The organism is Leptolyngbya sp. CCY15150, from assembly GCF_016888135.1.
Lineage (GTDB): Bacteria > Cyanobacteriota > Cyanobacteriia > RECH01 > RECH01 > RECH01.
Genome location: NZ_JACSWB010000276.1, coordinates 19635 through 37130 on the forward strand (window position 1 = coordinate 19635; position 17496 = coordinate 37130).

The 17496-nt window shown below is 56.3% G+C and carries 14 protein-coding genes and 1 tRNA gene; 7 read left to right on the top strand and 8 right to left on the bottom strand.

Annotation, left to right across the window (positions count from 1 at the left end; translation table 11 throughout):
- Positions 1 to 33: 33 nt before the first annotated feature.
- Complete coding sequence (locus JUJ53_RS19885; protein WP_204153774.1) at positions 34 to 1089, top strand: D-alanine--D-alanine ligase family protein; 1056 nt, start codon at positions 34 to 36, stop codon at positions 1087 to 1089.
- Here the strand turns inward: JUJ53_RS19885 and JUJ53_RS19890 are convergent.
- The gene (locus JUJ53_RS19890) at positions 1069 to 2604 is read right to left on the bottom strand and encodes a carotenoid oxygenase family protein (protein WP_204153775.1); all 1536 of its coding nucleotides are present in this window, start codon (positions 2602 to 2604) and stop codon (positions 1069 to 1071) included. The genes JUJ53_RS19885 and JUJ53_RS19890 overlap by 21 nt on opposite strands.
- An 88-nt stretch (positions 2605 to 2692) precedes the next feature.
- On the bottom strand, positions 2693 to 4081 hold the full coding sequence (locus tag JUJ53_RS19895) for a folate/biopterin family MFS transporter (RefSeq protein WP_204153776.1): 1389 nt from the start codon (positions 4079 to 4081) through the stop codon (positions 2693 to 2695).
- A gap of 184 nt (positions 4082 to 4265) precedes the next feature.
- Between JUJ53_RS19895 and JUJ53_RS19900 the strand changes: the two genes are divergently transcribed.
- Together JUJ53_RS19900 and ilvC are read left to right on the top strand one after the other, a co-directional pair.
- Positions 4266 to 4403 (top strand): hypothetical protein, encoded by a 138-nt coding sequence (locus tag JUJ53_RS19900; RefSeq protein WP_204153777.1) that lies wholly within the window; start codon positions 4266 to 4268, stop codon positions 4401 to 4403.
- A 114-nt stretch (positions 4404 to 4517) separates the two neighbouring features.
- The gene (gene ilvC / locus JUJ53_RS19905) at positions 4518 to 5513 is read left to right on the top strand and encodes a ketol-acid reductoisomerase (RefSeq protein WP_204153778.1); all 996 of its coding nucleotides are present in this window, start codon (positions 4518 to 4520) and stop codon (positions 5511 to 5513) included.
- Between the two features lie 133 nt (positions 5514 to 5646).
- Here the strand turns inward: ilvC and JUJ53_RS19910 are convergent, their stop codons facing one another.
- On the bottom strand, positions 5647 to 5880 hold the full coding sequence (locus tag JUJ53_RS19910; protein ID WP_204153779.1) for a hypothetical protein: 234 nt from the start codon (positions 5878 to 5880) through the stop codon (positions 5647 to 5649).
- A 458-nt stretch (positions 5881 to 6338) separates the two neighbouring features.
- Here JUJ53_RS19910 and JUJ53_RS19915 point away from each other — a divergent pair, with 458 nt between their 5' ends.
- Positions 6339 to 8429 (top strand): flavin-dependent dehydrogenase, encoded by a 2091-nt coding sequence (locus JUJ53_RS19915; RefSeq protein ID WP_239125229.1) that lies wholly within the window; start codon positions 6339 to 6341, stop codon positions 8427 to 8429.
- A gap of 21 nt (positions 8430 to 8450) precedes the next feature.
- Here the strand turns inward: JUJ53_RS19915 and gyrA are convergent, their stop codons facing one another.
- Complete coding sequence (gene gyrA / locus JUJ53_RS19920) at positions 8451 to 10964, bottom strand: DNA gyrase subunit A (RefSeq protein WP_204153780.1); 2514 nt, start codon at positions 10962 to 10964, stop codon at positions 8451 to 8453.
- 284 nt (positions 10965 to 11248) lie between these two features.
- On the bottom strand, positions 11249 to 11371 hold the full coding sequence (locus tag JUJ53_RS25245) for a hypothetical protein (RefSeq protein ID WP_275415813.1): 123 nt from the start codon (positions 11369 to 11371) through the stop codon (positions 11249 to 11251).
- 260 nt (positions 11372 to 11631) lie between these two features.
- On the opposite strand from JUJ53_RS25245, the gene JUJ53_RS19925 reads away from it, so the two are divergent.
- Together JUJ53_RS19925 and JUJ53_RS19930 are read left to right on the top strand one after the other, a co-directional pair.
- The gene (locus tag JUJ53_RS19925; protein WP_204153781.1) at positions 11632 to 12030 is read left to right on the top strand and encodes a response regulator; all 399 of its coding nucleotides are present in this window, start codon (positions 11632 to 11634) and stop codon (positions 12028 to 12030) included.
- Position 12031: 1 nt separating this feature from the next.
- Positions 12032 to 13261 (top strand): glycoside hydrolase family 10 protein, encoded by a 1230-nt coding sequence (locus tag JUJ53_RS19930; RefSeq protein WP_204153782.1) that lies wholly within the window; start codon positions 12032 to 12034, stop codon positions 13259 to 13261.
- 43 nt (positions 13262 to 13304) lie between these two features.
- Here the strand turns inward: JUJ53_RS19930 and JUJ53_RS19935 are convergent.
- Positions 13305 to 13377, bottom strand: a tRNA-His gene (locus JUJ53_RS19935).
- A gap of 56 nt (positions 13378 to 13433) precedes the next feature.
- Between JUJ53_RS19935 and JUJ53_RS19940 the strand changes: the two genes are divergently transcribed.
- Positions 13434 to 14369 (top strand): sugar ABC transporter permease, encoded by a 936-nt coding sequence (locus JUJ53_RS19940; RefSeq protein WP_204153783.1) that lies wholly within the window; start codon positions 13434 to 13436, stop codon positions 14367 to 14369.
- Between the two features lie 7 nt (positions 14370 to 14376).
- On the opposite strand, the gene JUJ53_RS19945 is transcribed toward JUJ53_RS19940, so the two are convergent.
- Both JUJ53_RS19945 and JUJ53_RS19950 read right to left on the bottom strand, forming a co-directional pair.
- Complete coding sequence (locus tag JUJ53_RS19945) at positions 14377 to 15834, bottom strand: GAF domain-containing sensor histidine kinase (RefSeq protein ID WP_239125230.1); 1458 nt, start codon at positions 15832 to 15834, stop codon at positions 14377 to 14379.
- 626 nt (positions 15835 to 16460) lie between these two features.
- On the bottom strand, positions 16461 to 17396 hold the full coding sequence (locus tag JUJ53_RS19950; protein ID WP_204153785.1) for a DMT family transporter: 936 nt from the start codon (positions 17394 to 17396) through the stop codon (positions 16461 to 16463).
- Positions 17397 to 17496: the final 100 nt, after the last annotated feature.

The window sequence follows — 17496 nt, forward strand, 5'->3', positions numbered from 1 at the left end:
TTAGCCACAGATTGAAGGTGAGGAGGTCATGCTATGACAAAGCTGCGAGTTGGACTCTTGTTTGGTGGCTGTTCGGGGGAACATGAGGTGTCGATTAGCTCAGCCAGGGCGATCGCTCGGGGTTTGGCGACGGCGGAGAATAGCGATCGCTATCAGGTGGTGCCGTTTTATATTCAGAAAAATGGCTTATGGCAGGGCAGCGATCGCGCCCAGTCGGTGCTGGAGTCTGGTCAAGCGTTAGGGGACGATGACGGCGTGGTGAACCGCTGGCAGTTTCCCGCCGGTGTTCACGAGGTGGATCTGTGGTTTCCGGTGCTGCATGGCCCCAACGGCGAAGACGGAACGCTGCAGGGATTGCTGCAACTGATGCAGGTGCCCTACGTGGGCTGCGGCGTGATGACTTCATCTGTAGCTATGGATAAGTTAGCCATGAAAAGTGCCTTTGCCCAGGCAGGTCTGCCCCAGGTACGCTATCGAGGCGTCACCCGTGCTGAAGTATGGTCAAATCCCTGTGTGTTTCCTAAACTCTGTGATGACATTGAGGCCGAGTTAGGCTATCCCTGCTTTGTGAAACCGGCGAATTTGGGATCCTCCGTGGGTATCTCCAAGGTGCGATCGCGATCGGAACTGGAAGCATCTCTAGACAGTGCCGCCAGCTACGATCGCCGGATTATTGTGGAAGCTGGGGTGACGGCGCGGGAGGTGGAATGTGCTGTTTTAGGTAATGATCAGCCCAAGGCATCGGTGGTGGGTGAAATTAGCTTCGACAGCGATTTTTACGACTACGAAACCAAATACACGGAAGGACTAGCCCAACTCCATATTCCGGCTAAGTTACCGGAGGCCGTTACTCGCCGTATTCAAGACATGGCCATTAAGGCATTCCTGGCCCTAGATGGAGCCTGCATTGCGCGGGTAGACTTTTTCTACGTGGAGGCCACCGACGAGGTGCTGATCAACGAAATCAATACCCTCCCCGGCTTCACCGCCACCAGTATGTATCCCATGCTCTGGGAAGCGTCGGGGGTTGCCGTTCCCGATCTGTTACACCAGTTAATTCAACTGGGTCTAGAGCGATCGCGGACGTAAGGCTGGGCCGAAATAATGGGGGGTGAAGGTGCCGTGCAGACCGTAGGGAATAGAGTGCTTGAGCCAGAGATCAGCGATCGCCCCCCGTCCTAAATCCTCTGCATCCAAGATCACCAGGTGAGAACGTTCCTGTTCTGCGTCAAATACTAAGGTAAGCAGCCAACCAGCATCCTCCGGTTGGGGACTGGAGGTATGAGACTTGAGCACAAACACCGGCTCACTGGTAAACCCTCGCGGGGCCGCGCTCCACAGATGGCGATCGCCTGTTTCTAGGTCAACTTTAGCGATCGCCTGCAGCGGCGCATTGCCTGTGGGGTGATGGGCTGCGGCTAGGTAAGCATAGCGGTAGGGGCGTCCCACATGGTCAGGGTGCAGGGTGGGAAATTCGCAGCAGCGTTCGTCCAGCAACTGTCGTTGAATGGTGCCGCTGGCGGGCTGCATTCGGAAACGCCAGAGCTGTCCGGCAGGCAGGCGATCGAAGTTAACCTGGCGGAAATCTTGATTGGGCTCCACCGTGGGAAAGTCGGCATAGCAGATGGAATCTATCACCAAATCGTCGCCGTCTTGGAAGGCATTGGCATGGTGAAAGACAAAACCGGCGGGCATGGCCAGGGTCTGCATTGGGCGATCGCTATGCCGAGGAATTAGGATCACCTGGGTGGGTTTCTGGGCTTGGAAGGTGATGCATTGCGCCGCGCCCTTTAACCCCAAGGCAAAGGGTAGGAGATTAAAGTCTACGGGATTCTGGAAAAAGATACAGTAATCTGGCGTGATCGCGAAGTCGTGGATAAACGCAAATCCAGGCACAGATTGCGATCGCTCCCAGGTCACCTGTCCGGCTCTATTTAGCTCGTAGACCGTGATCTGGGTAGAACGGCCCTCAGGGCGTACCGCAAAGTTCACCAAACATGGCTCTCCCCCATAGCGATCGCAGCTTGGATCAATCCAGGGATGGGCCGCGAAGGACTGCCCTGGCTGCAAGACTCCATCAAAATATTCCAGCCCTAAGGTATCTAAGGTATGGGGATCGAGGCGGTGGGGTTCGGCTGCTTCCCAGAGAGCCAGCAGCTTCTCACCCCAGTAGATAACCTGGGTATTCGCGATATTTTTGAGACGAAAATCAAAAGCATTGGCGAGCCAGCCCCCAGGTTTCTGGGTGCCAAAGGTGCCGCGATACAGTACTTTACCCGCTGCTTGCTCCTCAACAAAACCTTGGGTGCGCACGAAGCGATTGCGAAAATAGGCCCGTCCTTGGGATAGGGCAATGGAGCTGATCATGCCATCACCATCAAAGGGATGCTGCAGGGGCTGTCCGTAAATCTCTAACTGTCCTGGGCCGTTGCGAAATAAGGTACCTTCCAGATCAGCCGGGATCGTACCCTGGACGTCGTCAATCCAGTAATCCTGTTCGCTAGTCAGCGATTGATAACCCTTTTGCCAGTCTTGGCGGCTATAGGAACGATCGGAAGCGATCGCCTGAGGCAGGCTTGATGATGGAGTCGATGGAGTTGGCATACAGTATCACTAGACCGCTGAACATACGGGAACATCAACGTAACGAGCGTTCGCTTCAGGCTACGACCGATACGTTGGGGGGAATAACTTAGGTTTGGGAACTCACAACCGCAACCTCGGGGGTTGGTTCTGGTGACTCAGAGGCGATCGCTTGCTGATCTTCCGGCAGCCAGCGCAGCAAGGGCAGGGGCAGCAGAGTACTGAAGTTGGTGATGACTACCAAAATCCAAAGATTCTGAAAATTCGACTCAGTAATCCCTAACCAAGCCGTCAGCAGCGCTCCCAACTCATGGGACACCAGCCCCGCCAGATTGCTCACCGACATCAGCAGGGCAAATAGGGTAGCCTCGATGCCGGCGGGACAGATGCGTGCCGCCAGCACCAGCACCGGCATAAAGGCAATTTCCCCCAGCACGGTCAGAATGAGGCTATCGCCGAGACTAAACCACTGATCATCAATGCCAATGGCGCGGTTGGCATGGGTGACCAGCAGCAGAGTGGTCATTCCCAACAGGGTGGAGGCAATAGTCGTCCAAAAGAAGATGGTGCGGAAGGGCACCGATTTGAAGAACCGCTGAAACATCCAAATGCCCAGCAGCGCCGCCATACTGGTGACCAGACGCACCCGTCCCAAAAACTCTGGCTGAAAGCCTAGATCATTGGTAATGAAAAAGAAAAAGGCGGAATCGGAGCTGGGGGTCGCTTGCCAAAGGAAGAGAAAGGCCGTGGGCATCCAAATGGCTGGCTGGCGGATAGCGCCCTTGAGCTGCTTCACCTGCCGGGCAACAACGGCCCATTCTGAGGACGACTGGATGGGCGTTTCGGCAATCAGCCCCGCCACGAGGGTCACGATCAGCGGAAACACGGCGGTGATGCCAAACACCACATGGGTGCTGAAATATTCCAGCAGCACACCGCTGAAGTAGGCGGTCAGCAAGCCTCCCAGGGCGGACGCTCCCCAAGAAACCGACTGCAGCGATCCGGCCTTGGCAACGGATTCCTTGCGGGCCCGTTCCACCACCAAGGAATCCACAATCACATCACTGATGGCCACCGAGAGGGAGTTGAGGGCGATCGCCACCGTTGCCGCCCAGGCAGTATTCACCACCAACGCGAGAGACAACCACGATCCCGCACCTAACAACCCTGCCAAAATCAGGTAGGGACGCCGCCGATAGCCAAAAATCGGCAATCCGTCAGACATGAAGCCAAACAGCGGCTTCACTACCCAGGGCAGGGCCGCAATCCCCATCAAGGCAGACACCTGAGCCGGACTCAGCCCTAGATCATCCTTCAGGAAAAAGCTGACCGCCAACCGGGCCAGCCCTAGGATGCCCTGGACAAAATACACCAGCAAAATGGCTGTCAGTTCTGGACTCGGCTCATTGCCAAACAGCACCTTGTCCTTCAGGAACTGCCTGGACTGTTGCTTAACGTGATGGATGCGATCGCTCAAGTCGGGCAAAAAAACAGCCATGTCATCCGAGATTATTAAGAAATGTCAACACTGATTCCTATCATAGCCCGCCCATTCCGCTTCCGCCGTCCTGCTGGGGGAGGAACCCTCAGAACGGCCTCGACTGGAGATAGGCTCCCCTAGACCTAAGCTGCTCTGGTTGGGCTGGGCAGCGCGCCCCTTGATGATTAGGGTGCCAGCGCTTATGGTACCAGCGCTCCTGCGGCTATTCTTCTGCGACGATAGAGATCTGGGCGCAGGAGCACCGCTGGGGTATTCCCACGCTCAGCGTAGGAACGATATCGAGATGCTCTGGATGGGCTGGGCAGCGATCGCCCCTTGATGAATGATCGACAGCTTAATCATGGATTGGAGCACTGTCCGGTTTCTTGATAGGATTAAAGACTGGCAATTTATTAAAACTTCGCAACGACTACCGCGACAAGGAGAGACGTTCATGGCTCGGATGTACTATGACGCTGATGCAAACTTAGACCTACTCAACGGCAAAACCGTTGCCATCATTGGCTACGGCTCCCAAGGTCATGCCCATGCGCTGAACCTCAAGGACAGCGGCGTAAACGTCATTGTCGGGCTGTATCCGGGCAGTCGCTCCATTGCCAAGGCAGAGGCCGCAGGGCTAGCGGTGAAATCGGTTGCAGATGCTTCCGCCGCCGCCGACCTGATTATGATCCTGCTGCCGGATGAAGTGCAACGGGCTATCTACGAAGCAGAAATCGCCCCTAACTTAGCAGCGGGCAATATTCTAGCCTTCGCCCACGGGTTCAACATCAACTTTGGCCAAATTGTTCCCCCCGCTGATGTAGACGTGATCATGGTGGCTCCCAAGGGCCCCGGTCACCTCGTGCGCCGCACCTACGAGCAAGGGGAAGGGGTGCCCTGTCTATTTGCCGTCTACCAAGACGCTACGGGTCAAGCCCGCGATCGCGCCATGGCCTATGCCAAGGGCGTCGGCGGCACCCGCGCTGGCATTCTAGAAACCACCTTCCGGGAAGAAACCGAAACCGACTTGTTTGGTGAACAGGTTGTCCTTTGCGGCGGCTTGAGCGAATTGATCAAGTCTGGCTTTGAAACCTTGGTGAATGCTGGCTATCAGCCGGAGCTAGCCTACTTTGAGTGTTTGCATGAAGTGAAGCTGATTGTAGACCTGATTGTGGAAGGTGGCTTGGCCAAGATGCGCGACAGCATCTCCAACACCGCAGAATACGGCGACCTCACCCGTGGTCCTCGGATCATCACCGACGAAACTCGGGCAGAAATGCGGCAGATATTGAAAGAGATCCAAACCGGTCAGTTTGCTCGGGAATTTGTCCTAGAAAACACCGCTGGCAAGCCGGGCTTCACGGCCATGCGTCGTCGGGAAGCTGAGCATCCCATTGAAGAAGTGGGTAAGGATCTGCGCGCCATGTTTAGCTGGCTGAAGAAAGTCTAAGCGTCTACCAATCCTTCGGGATTCGAGGAACTTAGGGGATCGATGTGGTGCTGCGGGTGCAGATTCGCGGCCCATCCAGATCCCCTATCGCCTCCTTCATGGTCTATCGAAGAGCCTTGAATCTAAGGGAACCTTAAAGCTGAGCCACTTGGATTTGAGGTTCCCAGGTAGGCCAAGCTTCCCAGGCGCGGGTGACGATTTCACTCAGCAGTAGCCGCAGTTCTGGATCGAGAAGGTTGTGATCGGTCAGCAATTCTGTCTTGACGTCCTCAAGCGATCGCCCCTGAGCTTTGGCCATGCGAATCACCTGAGCGATCGCCGCTAAGATGAGGTCTGAGTCTACAGGTGGCGGTTTCAGACTAGTCACAGGCTGGGGGGAGAGAGACATCGAATTATTCATCACTGTACGGCAGAATCTCCCATTCAGGGACTCTTTGAACCCATCGGATGTCTGTGATCCGATCATGAGAGCTATGTAACGTTTTTTAACCATCAGGGTATTGGGCAGTGTAGCGTACTGGAACCTCAAGCGGCAAGCCGGTGGTTGAATCCAGTGTGGTATCCCCGTTAAGATCTCCCAAAAGACTCGTGGCTGCGGGATGAATCAGGTGTACTGTTAAACCGATACGATGATTCCTCTGCCGATGTTTTGTACTCCTTCTTGATAGAAGTTCCCCTAGGGCGTCCACAAGAAATTCCCATGCTTGTCTATCGTGGTTCTAAGAGGCGAACGACGATCGATGCACTCGTTCTATTAGGATCGATGGACAGCACCGCTCTGGACTGTTGTAGCAGTAGCCATCTTGAATTGATTGAATCATTACGATGAGAGAAATCCTTTATCTAGAGGTGCCGACCCCCGATACGGCCGCTGTTTGTACCTGGCTACAGCACGACTTTGAGCCGACTGTGGGCAAGGTGCTACCGACACCCGACGGCATTCGCATCCAGCTTGACCATCCATCGGGTGCTTCCAGGGAACCCAAAACCGCCGACCAGCTCCCCCGCGAACTTTCGGTGGTGACCTGGTCACTGCAGCGCACCACCTACCTCAAGGTGTTTCGCTGGGGTAATGCCCGCTTTCCGGGAGAACAAGCCACGCTACGACGCTTGACTCAGCATCTGCGGCAGCGGTTTCCCAATCAGTATCCGGCCCCTCCAGTTCTGGATCTGTCCCAGCAATCGGTCTTTGATGCCCTAGCGCCCTACTATCCCGAAACGGTGCGCCAGTTTAAGAAAATGCCCAATGGCGACTACGATCTGCGGCGGGTCTATTGGTGGGAGCAGCGCTGGCGGGAGGGTGTGCGTCAACCCACTCAGCCCAAGCCCGTGGTGGTGTCCCAAAGTGGCTCAGCTCCATCTGTGGAGGCCGCCTACGACATCATTTATGTGGGAGGGGCGCTGGGAGTGCTGCATGCAGCGGTGATGGCTCGCTTGGGCTATCGGGTGCTGTTGCTGGAACGCTTACCCTTTGGACGCATGAACCGCGAGTGGAATATTTCGCGGGAGGAGTTTGAAAGTCTGCTCGACTTGGGCTTATTTACGCGGCAGGAATTTGAGTCGCTGATCGCCCGCGAATATGTGAACGGCTTTCACAAGTTTTTTGATGCCAATAACCCACCCCAGGCCAAAGCGCCGGTGCTGCAAACGCCGACGGTGTTGAATATTGCCCTGAATTCAGACAAGCTGCTGGCCCTCTGCGGTGAAAAACTGCGGGCGGCGGGCGGTGAGATCTGGGATGAAACTGAGTTTCAGCAGGCCACGGTCTATACCGATCAGGTGATCGTGCAGGCGCGGCATTTACCTTCTGAGGGCGATCGCCAAGCCGCAGGCCAACTCTTGGTGGATGCCATGGGTACGGCCTCACCCATCGCTTGGCAACTGAATGGCGGGCGCTCCTTTGATAGCGTTTGCCCTACGGTGGGCGCGGTGATTTCCGGTGGCTTTGAGCCGGGCGTCTGGGACGAGCAGTATGGCGATGTGCTCAATAGCCATGGGGATATTTCCCGAGGGCGGCAGTTGATTTGGGAACTGTTTCCTGGGCAAGGCGACGATCTGACCTTCTACCTCTTCCACTACCACCAGGTACATCCCGATAATCCTGGCTCCTTGCTGGAGATGTATGAAGACTTTTTCACCATCCTGCCCGAATACCGACGCTGCGACGTCGATCAGCTCGTCTGGCAAAAGCCGACCTTTGGCTACATTCCCGGCTACTTCAGCCTCACCGGCAGCGATCGCCACGTTGCCTTCGATCGCCTAGTGGCCATTGGCGATGCTGCATCTCTGCAATCGCCCTTAGTGTTCACCGGCTTCGGGTCGCTGGTACGCAACTTGGCCCGCCTCACCCATTTGCTGGATACGGCCCTGCGCCACGATTTGTTGACCCGTCCCTACCTCGATCAGATTCGCGCCTATCAAAGCAATGTGGCCGTCACCTGGATTTTCTCCAAAGGCATGATGGTGCCGACGGGGCGATCGCTGCCGCCGCAAATGATCAATGCCATGCTCAACACCTTTTTTGGCGTCTTGGCCGCCGAGCCGCCGGAGGTGGCAAATCGGTTCATCAAAGATCGCGCTAGCTGGTGGGACTTTAACCGCATGGCGCTGCGGGCCGCCTGGAAGAATCCGGCCTTGCTAGCGTGGATCTGGGAACTAGCGGGCCCCGCCGATATGGTGCGCTGGCTCTGGAGCTACATCACCTTCACCCTAGGAGCGCTGCTGGGCTGGCTGTTCCAACGTCTGCCCGCCTTTAGTCAATGGATTCAGCCCTGGCTAGAACCACGCTTCCCAGCCCTATGGTTCTGGCTGCTGAGCCGCTACTATGCCCTGTCCTATGGCATCGGCCGCCCAGCAGCAACCTCGTTCCGCTTACCCCGCCCACCGGCAGCGATCGCCACGCCCATCCCCAAGTGACGGCACTCCAGGAACAATCCCCTAGCGATCCGGCGCGTCCTGGGGGGTAAAGGAAACAATACTGGCGATCACCTTCTCACCTCGGTTCGCTTTCAAGAGGCGATCGCCCGTTTCCGTAGCGCGGGCCTTGGCGACGGTATCAGACGAAAACTGGGCCGCGCGCTGGGCATCGCTGAGCAACGTTAGGTGTAGTCCCGGCTGGAGGGCAGCCAACCCGACCAAGGCATCGGTCTTCAGGGCAAATCGCATGGCCTGCAGCCCTAGATCACCCCGATGGGCTAGGCGCAAATCCTGCACCGCCAGCCGCTTGAAATAGCCATGCTGGGTGAACAGCACCACCGCTTGATTGGGTCTAACCGCCACACAGCCCACCACGGTTTCCCCCTTACGCATACGCACGGCCGTATTGCCCTGGGCCGTGCGGGTCATCATCGGCAGTTGCTCATCATCCACCGCAAAACGCAGCACCCGTCCGCCCGACGTACCCACCACCATCTGCTCGTCTGGTCGGGCAAAGGTGACATACTTCAGCTCATCCCCCTCCTTCAGCTTCAGCGCCGTCAGACCGCGGCTGGTGCTGCTCACCAACTCAGATACCGCCAACCGCTTGATCCGCCCCTGTTGGGTCAGCAGCACCAGATCGGGAGCGTTATGCTCCGGCAAAATGTCATAGAAGGCGATCGCTTCCTGAGTTTCTTGGGCACTCGGCGGCAGCAAGCTGATGAATGCCGTGCCCCGAGAGTTGCGGGGCGTGGGCGGAATATCGGCCACATTCACGGTGAAGGCCTTGCCGGTACTGGTCAACACCAACAGGGTTTGCTTCGTCGTAGCAGCGATCGCCTGCAGGGGAATATCGTCATAGTCATGCAGGGTCGCTTCTTGGACATCCCGCTGTTCTTGGGCCTTTTCAAACGCCCGGGGCGATCGCCGCTGCACATAGCCTCGGCTGGTGAATTCTAGCACCACCTCTTCCGCCTGGGTTGCCTCCTCCTCCTGCAGTTGATCAATACGGCGAGATTCCGCTGCCCGCTCAGCCTCGCTCTGAATCCGGGTGCGGCGTTCATCGCCATGCTGCCGCTTCAGGGCCCGCAGTTCCTTTTTCAGCGCCTTCAATAATTCTCGGCGATCGCCCAGCAGGGTACGCAGATCCTCCCGGCGGCGGTTGAGACTTTCATACTCGGTTTGGAGATTTTGGCGCTCCAGACCGGTCAAGCGGCGTAGGGGCATGGAAAGAATCGCATCGGCTTGGCGATCGCTAAAGTCAAACTGGTTTTGCAGCGTCAGTTTAGCCGTTGTGCCATCGGGAGCACTGCGGAGAATGTCGATCACCTCATCCAAATTGGCTAGGGCAGAGAGCAGACCATGCACCAGATGGATGCGAGTTTCCACCCGCTCTAGCTCATGGTTATATTGGCGGGTGAGCGTCTCTTCGCGAAACTGTAGAAACTGCTGCAGCACCTCCCGCAGCGGCATTTGGCGCGGCTGCCCGTCCACCAACGCCAGCATGATGGTGCCGAAGTTGGTTTGCAACGGCGTCATCTTGTACATGCGGTTGAGAATTTTTTGGGCATTGGCCTCCCGCTTCAGCTCAATCACCACCCGCATACCATCGCGATCGCTCTCATCACGAATATCTGAAATTCCCTGGATGCGACCTTGGTTCACCAAGTCGGCCAGCTTCTCAATCCAAGCCGCCTTATTCACCTGAAACGGCAGTTCTGTGACCACAATCGCCGATCGCCGCTGCCGTCCACGTCCACCGGGAATCTCTTCAAACTGGGCAATGCCTCGCACCGGAATACTGCCCCGTCCCGTCAAATAGGCATCGCGGATGCCCTCCGTGCCAATAATCTCGCCGCCGGTGGGAAAATCTGGGCCGGGAATAATCTCCAGCAAATGCTCATCGGGCAAGGTGGGACGATCAATCAAGGCAATCAGACCATCGACAATTTCACCCAAATGATGGGGCGGAATGTTGGTAGCCATGCCCACAGCAATTCCCGAGCAGCCATTTAACAGCAGGAAGGGCAACTGGGCCGGCAAGACAATTGGCTCTTGCTGGGAGTTGTCAAAGTTGCCGATGAAGTCCACCGTGGCTTCACCAATTTCCGCCAGCAAGGCCTCATTGCCAATGGAGGCCAGGCGAGTTTCGGTGTAGCGCATAGCCGCCGGTGGATCGTTATCCACGGAGCCGAAGTTGCCATGCCCTGCCAACACCGGATAGCGGCTGGAAAAATCTTGCACCATCCGCACCAGGGCATCATAGACCGCCTGATCGCCGTGGGGGTGATACTTCCCCAACACATCCCCCACCACCCGGGCGCATTTCCGATAGGGGCGATCGGGGGTGAGCCCCAGTTCATGCATGGCGTAAAGAATGCGGCGATGCACCGGCTTCAAGCCATCTCGCACATCGGGCAAAGCCCGTCCGACAATCACGCTCATGGCATATTCCAAGTAGGAACGCTGCACCTCGGTATGCAAGGCGGTGGGTACGACTTGTCCTGAAGAAAGAATATTGAGCTGCTTTGCCATGAAGTTTGTCCTTAAATTCCCAATGGTGCGGTCATCCGGAGGGCGATCGCCCATTCTACATTCAATCTGGTTTAAGCCAAGCTGGTTTGGGCCAGGTTTGGACGAGTGCAACCATCTCAGTGCCATCTGCTAGGGGCTGAACACTAGATGTGCCGCATCAATCTTGTATCCTACGATGAGTTGCCCATGGAGGCGCGGGATTTTGAGCAAGATCCGATCGCCCCCCAGAGCATCCTGCCATCCTGGATCTAGGTCACCCTGTTCTATCAACTTGTTCTATCAACTTACTGTATCGCTCCTGTATCTACCGTAGACTGAGCAACCAGATTCATGCCATCTTCAGACAAGAGCGCGATCGCTCCCCAGAGATGACACCAGACAGGGCCGCGATCGCCTGCTCTTTGCATCCGCTACACTCATGGAAACAGATTGTTGATCGCCTTGTTGATCGCCATCGGGGCGATCGCCCTAGCTCTGTTTGTAGAGATTTGGTCAAGTCTTCTGCTCAGAGATTCAAAAGCGTCCCGTCTTAGGGTAAAGATTGATGTGGATTGCCATGATCGATGGTAGCGATCGCCGGTTGTATCTCCATCGATCTGCCCAGGTTGCCCCCTATTTCCTAACGTCACTGATTGATAAACTACCCAAGGCTTGCGAGGAGTTGTCCATGAAAACAGTCCTGATCGTCGAAGATGACCCGGTGAATGCACGGGTTTTTTCCAAGATTTTGACAAAGCGAGCGGGCTTGGCGGTCAAGCATACGGAAAATGTGGATGAGGTGATGGAGGCGGCCCAGGGTCACCAAGTGGACGTCATCCTGATGGATGTATCCCTAGCAAGGAGTATGTATCGCGGGAAACCCGTTGATGGCATTAAGATCACTCAGTTGCTGAAGGCCGATCCCGAAACCGCAGACCTGCCAATTATTTTGGTCACAGCCCATGCCATGGAGGGCGATCGCGAACATTTTTTAGCCCAGAGCGGGGCCGATGGCTACATCACCAAACCCGTTATCGACCATCAGCTTTTTGTGGATCAAATCATGGCCGTCATGCCTCAGGATTAAGTTGATACAATTGTACTACATCAAGAGCCGGATCCTAGGGGCGGGGCGATCGCTGCTGGCCACCCTCCATCGCCTGAGAACCGGACTGAACTGGATAGGCTGGGCAGGTCTAGGTATGGCGATCGCCCTCAGTCTTGTCCTCACGCCCGTAGCCCTGTCATCCGCCCCCCAGACAGAGATTCGCGGCGTGTGGTTGACCAACGTAGACAGCGACGTTCTGTTTTCTCGTTCATCCCTCAACCAAGCCGTCCGCCGTTTGCAGCGACTCCATTTCAACACCCTCTATCCCACCGTCTGGAACTGGGGCTATACCCTCTATCCCAGCAAGGTAGCGCAGCGAGATATTGGGCGATCGCTCTATCCCCATCCCGGTCTAAGCGATCGCGATCTGCTAGCAGAATTGGTGCAGCAAGGACATCGGCGCGGGCTCAGCGTCATTCCCTGGGTCGAGTTTGGCCTCATGGCTCCCGCCGGTTCAGAGCTGGTGCATCGCCATCCCGACTGGGTGACCCAGCGCTCCGACGGCAGTCAGATTATCCTAGAAGGCGGCGTCCATCCCCGCGTTTGGCTGAATCCAGCCCATCCTGGCGTCCAGAGGTTTTTGGTGGACTTGGTCACCGAACTGGTCAGTCAGTACGACATCGACGGCATCCAGTTTGATGACCATCTGGGTATGCCCGTGGAGCTAGGCTACGACGAGTACAGCCTGGGTCTCTATCGGCAAGCCCATGAGGGGGCAGATCCACCCACAGATATCCACGATCCTGCCTGGATGCGCTGGCGAGCCGACCAGGTCACCAACCTAGCAGAACAGATCTTCTATGCCGTCAAAGCCGTCCGTCCCGACTGTCTGGTGGCGCTGTCGCCCAACCCCCGCGAGTTTGCCTATGACATGTACCTGCAAGACTGGTGGAACTGGACGCAGCGCGGCTTTGTGGAAGAGCTGATCGTGCAGCTTTACCGCAGTGACATGGATCGCTTCCGGGAGGAATTGGATCAACCCGAGATTGAACAGGCCCACATTCCCCTAGGCGTTGGCATCCTCACGGGTCTACGCAACCGCCCGGTGGAGATGGATCTGATTGCCGAACAGGTGCAAACCGTGCGCGATCGCCATCTGGCAGGCGTATCGTTTTTCTTCTATGAAAGCTTAGGCGATCGCGATCGCCAATTTCGCCGACTTTTCCCCGATCCGGTTCCCCGGCAAGAACTTGCCTTAGGATCGGAATGATGCGCCGGTGGCCTGATGCTTACTTAATAGTGATGGATGTAAGGGCGAACGATGGGACTCGAACCCACGAATGGCGGGACCACAACCCGCTGCCTTAACCTCTTGGCTACGCTCGCCACGTGTCTTCTTCAGTTTAATATCATAACACTGTGTCTCTCTTCTTTGCAAACCGATGAAAGTTCAGATCAAACTTGGGAGGCTACAGGTTAGTTTTCCCGGCGGAGCCGATGATGCCAGCGGCTGGACGATTTTGGGGGCGCGATCGCAGCCCTACCTATTTCTGCTGCCAGCCCTCTTAGTGTTGACGCTCACCGTCTTTTGGCCAGCCCTCCAGGCCTTCTTCCTCAGCTTCACCCTCTACGAATACGACATCACCCAACCGCCCCGCTGGGTGGGGTTGGCCAACTTTCAGCGCCTTTGGAGCGACCCTGTCTTTTGGAAAACGCTCACCAATACGCTGATCTACCTCGTCGGCGTAGTGCCTATTTTGACCCTGATTCCCCTAGGACTTGCCATCTTAGTTAACCAGCGGCTGCCGGGAATTCACTGGTTTCGCGCCGCCTACTACACCCCCGTGGTCATTTCCATGGTGGTAGCAGGCATTGCCTGGCGCTGGCTGTATGCAGAAACAGGGTTGCTCAACCAACTGCTGCGGGGATTGCACCTGTCAGACATGGGTCTACCCTGGCTCACCAGTCCCAACTTCGCCCTCTATAGCGTCATGGCCGTCACCATCTGGAAAGGGTTGGGATACTACATGGTGATCTACCTGGCAGGTTTGCAGGGCATTCCCCCCGAACTCTATGAAGCGGGAGCGATCGACGGTTCCGATGGCTGGCAACGGCATTGGGATATCACGCTGCCCCTCATGCGTCCCTATCTCTTTTTAGTCGCGGTGATCTCCGCTATCTCTGCCACCAAGGTCTTTGAGGAAGTCTACATCATGACCAAAGGGCAACCCCTCAATAGTTCCAAAACCTTGGTGTATTACGTTTATGAACAGGCTTTTGAAACCCTAGAGATCAGCTATGCCTGCACCGTGGGCCTGGTGATGTTCTTGGTCATCCTGGGGCTATCGTTGCTGCGCCTGAGCCTGGGCCGCCCCTAGTCGTTCCCTAGCTAGCCGTAGACTGAGGTACATCATCCGCACTGGTTAAACGCGGCAGGGTGATCAGGTAGCGAATGCCCGTATCGCTGGTTTGCACCATCAGCTCCCCACCATGGCGCTCCGCCAAGTGCCGACTGAGTTCCATCCCCAACACCTGTCGAGTTTTCACCCCATGGGCCGACGAGTCTGCCATCGTCGCCACGGCCGTGGATGACTCCAGCGATCGCCTTGCTGCCCGAGACGAGGCGGTGGAGCGATCGCGCCCCTCCCCATGAGCCTCAGATAGCCCATCGGCCGATAGATTGGGAGACGCATCGGCCTGTAAACCGTCCTCTAGCCATGGATGGGCAGACCATAGCAGCATATGCAACTGCTCCGCTTTCCGGGAAACATGAATATGGATGATGCTGTCGGCGTTGGAGGATTGGATCATGCCAAAGGCTAGGTGGTAGAGCATTTGCCGCACCTTGTCCTTGTCTAGCAGCCAAATACGATGCCCCGGCTCCACCGAGAGCTGGAGGGTAATGCCCCGCCGCTGTGCTAAGGCTTCTAAGGGCTGGAGCGCCTGCTGCCCCAACATCTCAGCATCCACGGGCGCTAGATCCAGGGCGCGATCGCCATCATCTAACCGCCCCAGTTCTAAAATTTCATTGACCACCGCCAGCAGGTATTGACCACTGCTGTGAACCACATCCAGATATTCTTTTTGCTTCTCCGTCAGGGGGCCATAGATTTCCCGTTGGAGCACACTCGTCATGCCCAACACCGACGTGAGGGGAGTGGTTAAATCATGGGTCATCTGCACGATCAAATCGGTGCGCACCTGCCGGGGATCGTGGATAGACGAGGGGGGCAGGGCAGATGGTGCAGGTGTGGCAAGGGCATGGGATGGTTCGGGATTGGGCAAGGCTGGGATGGCAGTGAGCGATCGCTTCAGAACCTGATTGCGTTCATATTCGCTCATGCCCCAGCGGGCAATCATTTCTAAAAAGGTGATCTCTTGGGACGTGAAGGAGCGCGGCACTAGATCCATCACCGCCAAGCTACCGAGGCAAAACCCTTGAGCATTCAGCAAGGGCACGCCCAGGTAGGCCTGAATGCCATAGCGCTGCACCAACAGGCCATCTTTATAGGCCGGTTCGATAGAGGCATGGTCGATGGTGAGCGATCGCCGCCGAGTAATCACCTGGTCACAAAACGCTTCACAACGGGGCAATTGGCGAGAGGTAGCCAGGTCATTCATCAACCCCAACCGCGATAGACCCACGGCATAGCGCAACCATTGGCGATCGCGATCCACCAATCCCAGAATACAAATTGGGGCATGGATGAAATGGGCCGCGGTTTGGGTCGCTTCCTCGAAGACGGGTAAATTCTCGGTGTCTAATAAACCAGATTCAGCTAACGCTTGCAGGCGATACTGTTCATGCTCTTGGTTTAGTGGTTGATCAAGTCGTCCAAACATAGTGTTTCCAGGGTTGCTCATCATCCCCCATGCCCTTTTCTCGCCGCATCATCATTCGTGGAACGCATTACCTGATGTACAGATAGTGCCCGTACCGCTGCCACAACAAACATCCACCTAGCAAACAAGGGACAACGGAAGGCAAATCTTCCGTCCATCTTGGATGATGACGTGTGCCCATGATCGTTAATCCATCATGAGGTTCAGATGGCTAGCATCTATGGTAAGTTCCGGCGTTGTTAAAGACGTGCTTGCCGTTTGGGGGAGAGTATAAATACGGATCAAGTGAATTGAGGGGGCGTCATGATACCTGAAGCTGTGCGATGGTCAGGGGGAAAAGTCAGGGGGAAAACCATGGGGCGATCGCCCCGGCTTCTACCACGATGGAGTCAACAGGGCGATCGCCCCTGGGACCTCTTGGCTTAGATAGATAGTTCTGGACGTTGGCGGTCGATGAACACAGATGAGCTAGCAAGGATGGCTTGGGTGGGCCGGGGACGCTTCTTAGGATACTGACAAACGTCAAGATTGCGTGAATGGTTCCTGCCCCCCAGGTTGCCGGAGCCGACGAGTTTGGCTCCAGAAAGCCCTTCCCTGCTCTGTAGTCCTAGCGTCAAGAGCCGTGATTAAGGCGATGATGGCATCGATGGACGATCCTGATTGCCAATTGCGGCGATCGCCACCCCACTTAACAGAATCATGGCACCTAAGAGCACCATCGGCCCGGGATATTCTTGGAAGATGACCAAACCCAAGAGGCCAGCGCCAACAGGTTCCGCCAAAATTACAAGGGTGACAAGCGTGGGTGACATCCAGCGCACCGCCCAGTTGAGGCTAGTATGCCCAATCACCTGGGGAAATAGCGCCATTAAAGAAATATATACATAGACCCTGGGAGAATAACCTAGATAGGAGGTATGGGCTAGCCAAGGCATGGGAATGAGAACCAGGGCTGCCAAACTATAGGTAATGGCTACATGGTGCTGAGTGGAAACACCGTTGCGCTGTGCCTCTCGGCTGAGGAGAAAATAAGCGCTCACGGCCCACGATCCGATTAAGGCCAGGGCGTTCCCCAAGAGCGGATGCTGTCCAGGCGACGCAACCCCTAAATCACTGAGACCAATGACTGCACTGCCTGCGATCGCTACCCCAATGCCCACCGATGTCAGCCAGGTGGGCCGCTCTCGCCAAATCCACCAAGACAGCAGCGCCACCCAAATGGGATTGGTGGTCACCAAGGTGGTTGAGGCAGCAATGGAGGTATAGGACAGTGAGGTAATCCAACTGGCAAAGTGGATCGCCAGACAGATGCCCGCCACCATGGAATAGAGCAGCGATCGCCTCTGGATCTGCCCTGGATGAAAGCTGCGCCAGGTTGGCACCAGCATCAGCGCGGCAATGCCCATGCGCATGGCGGCTAAGACTAAGCTAAAGCCTACCCCCCGTTGATCGGCAGCATCGAGGGCCAGGCGAATGAACACAGCGGCCGTGGACACTGCCAGAATGCCAACCGTGAGAATGAGAGCGATCGCCCAGCGGGTGGGAGCAGGAGACGTCTGCATGGCAGGCTATATTGCAGGCTATGGATGGGACAACGTATGAGCGAGGCTCCGTGTGGTTATCCTAGCAGGAGAGCGATCGCTGTTCTTGGACTTCCTAGGG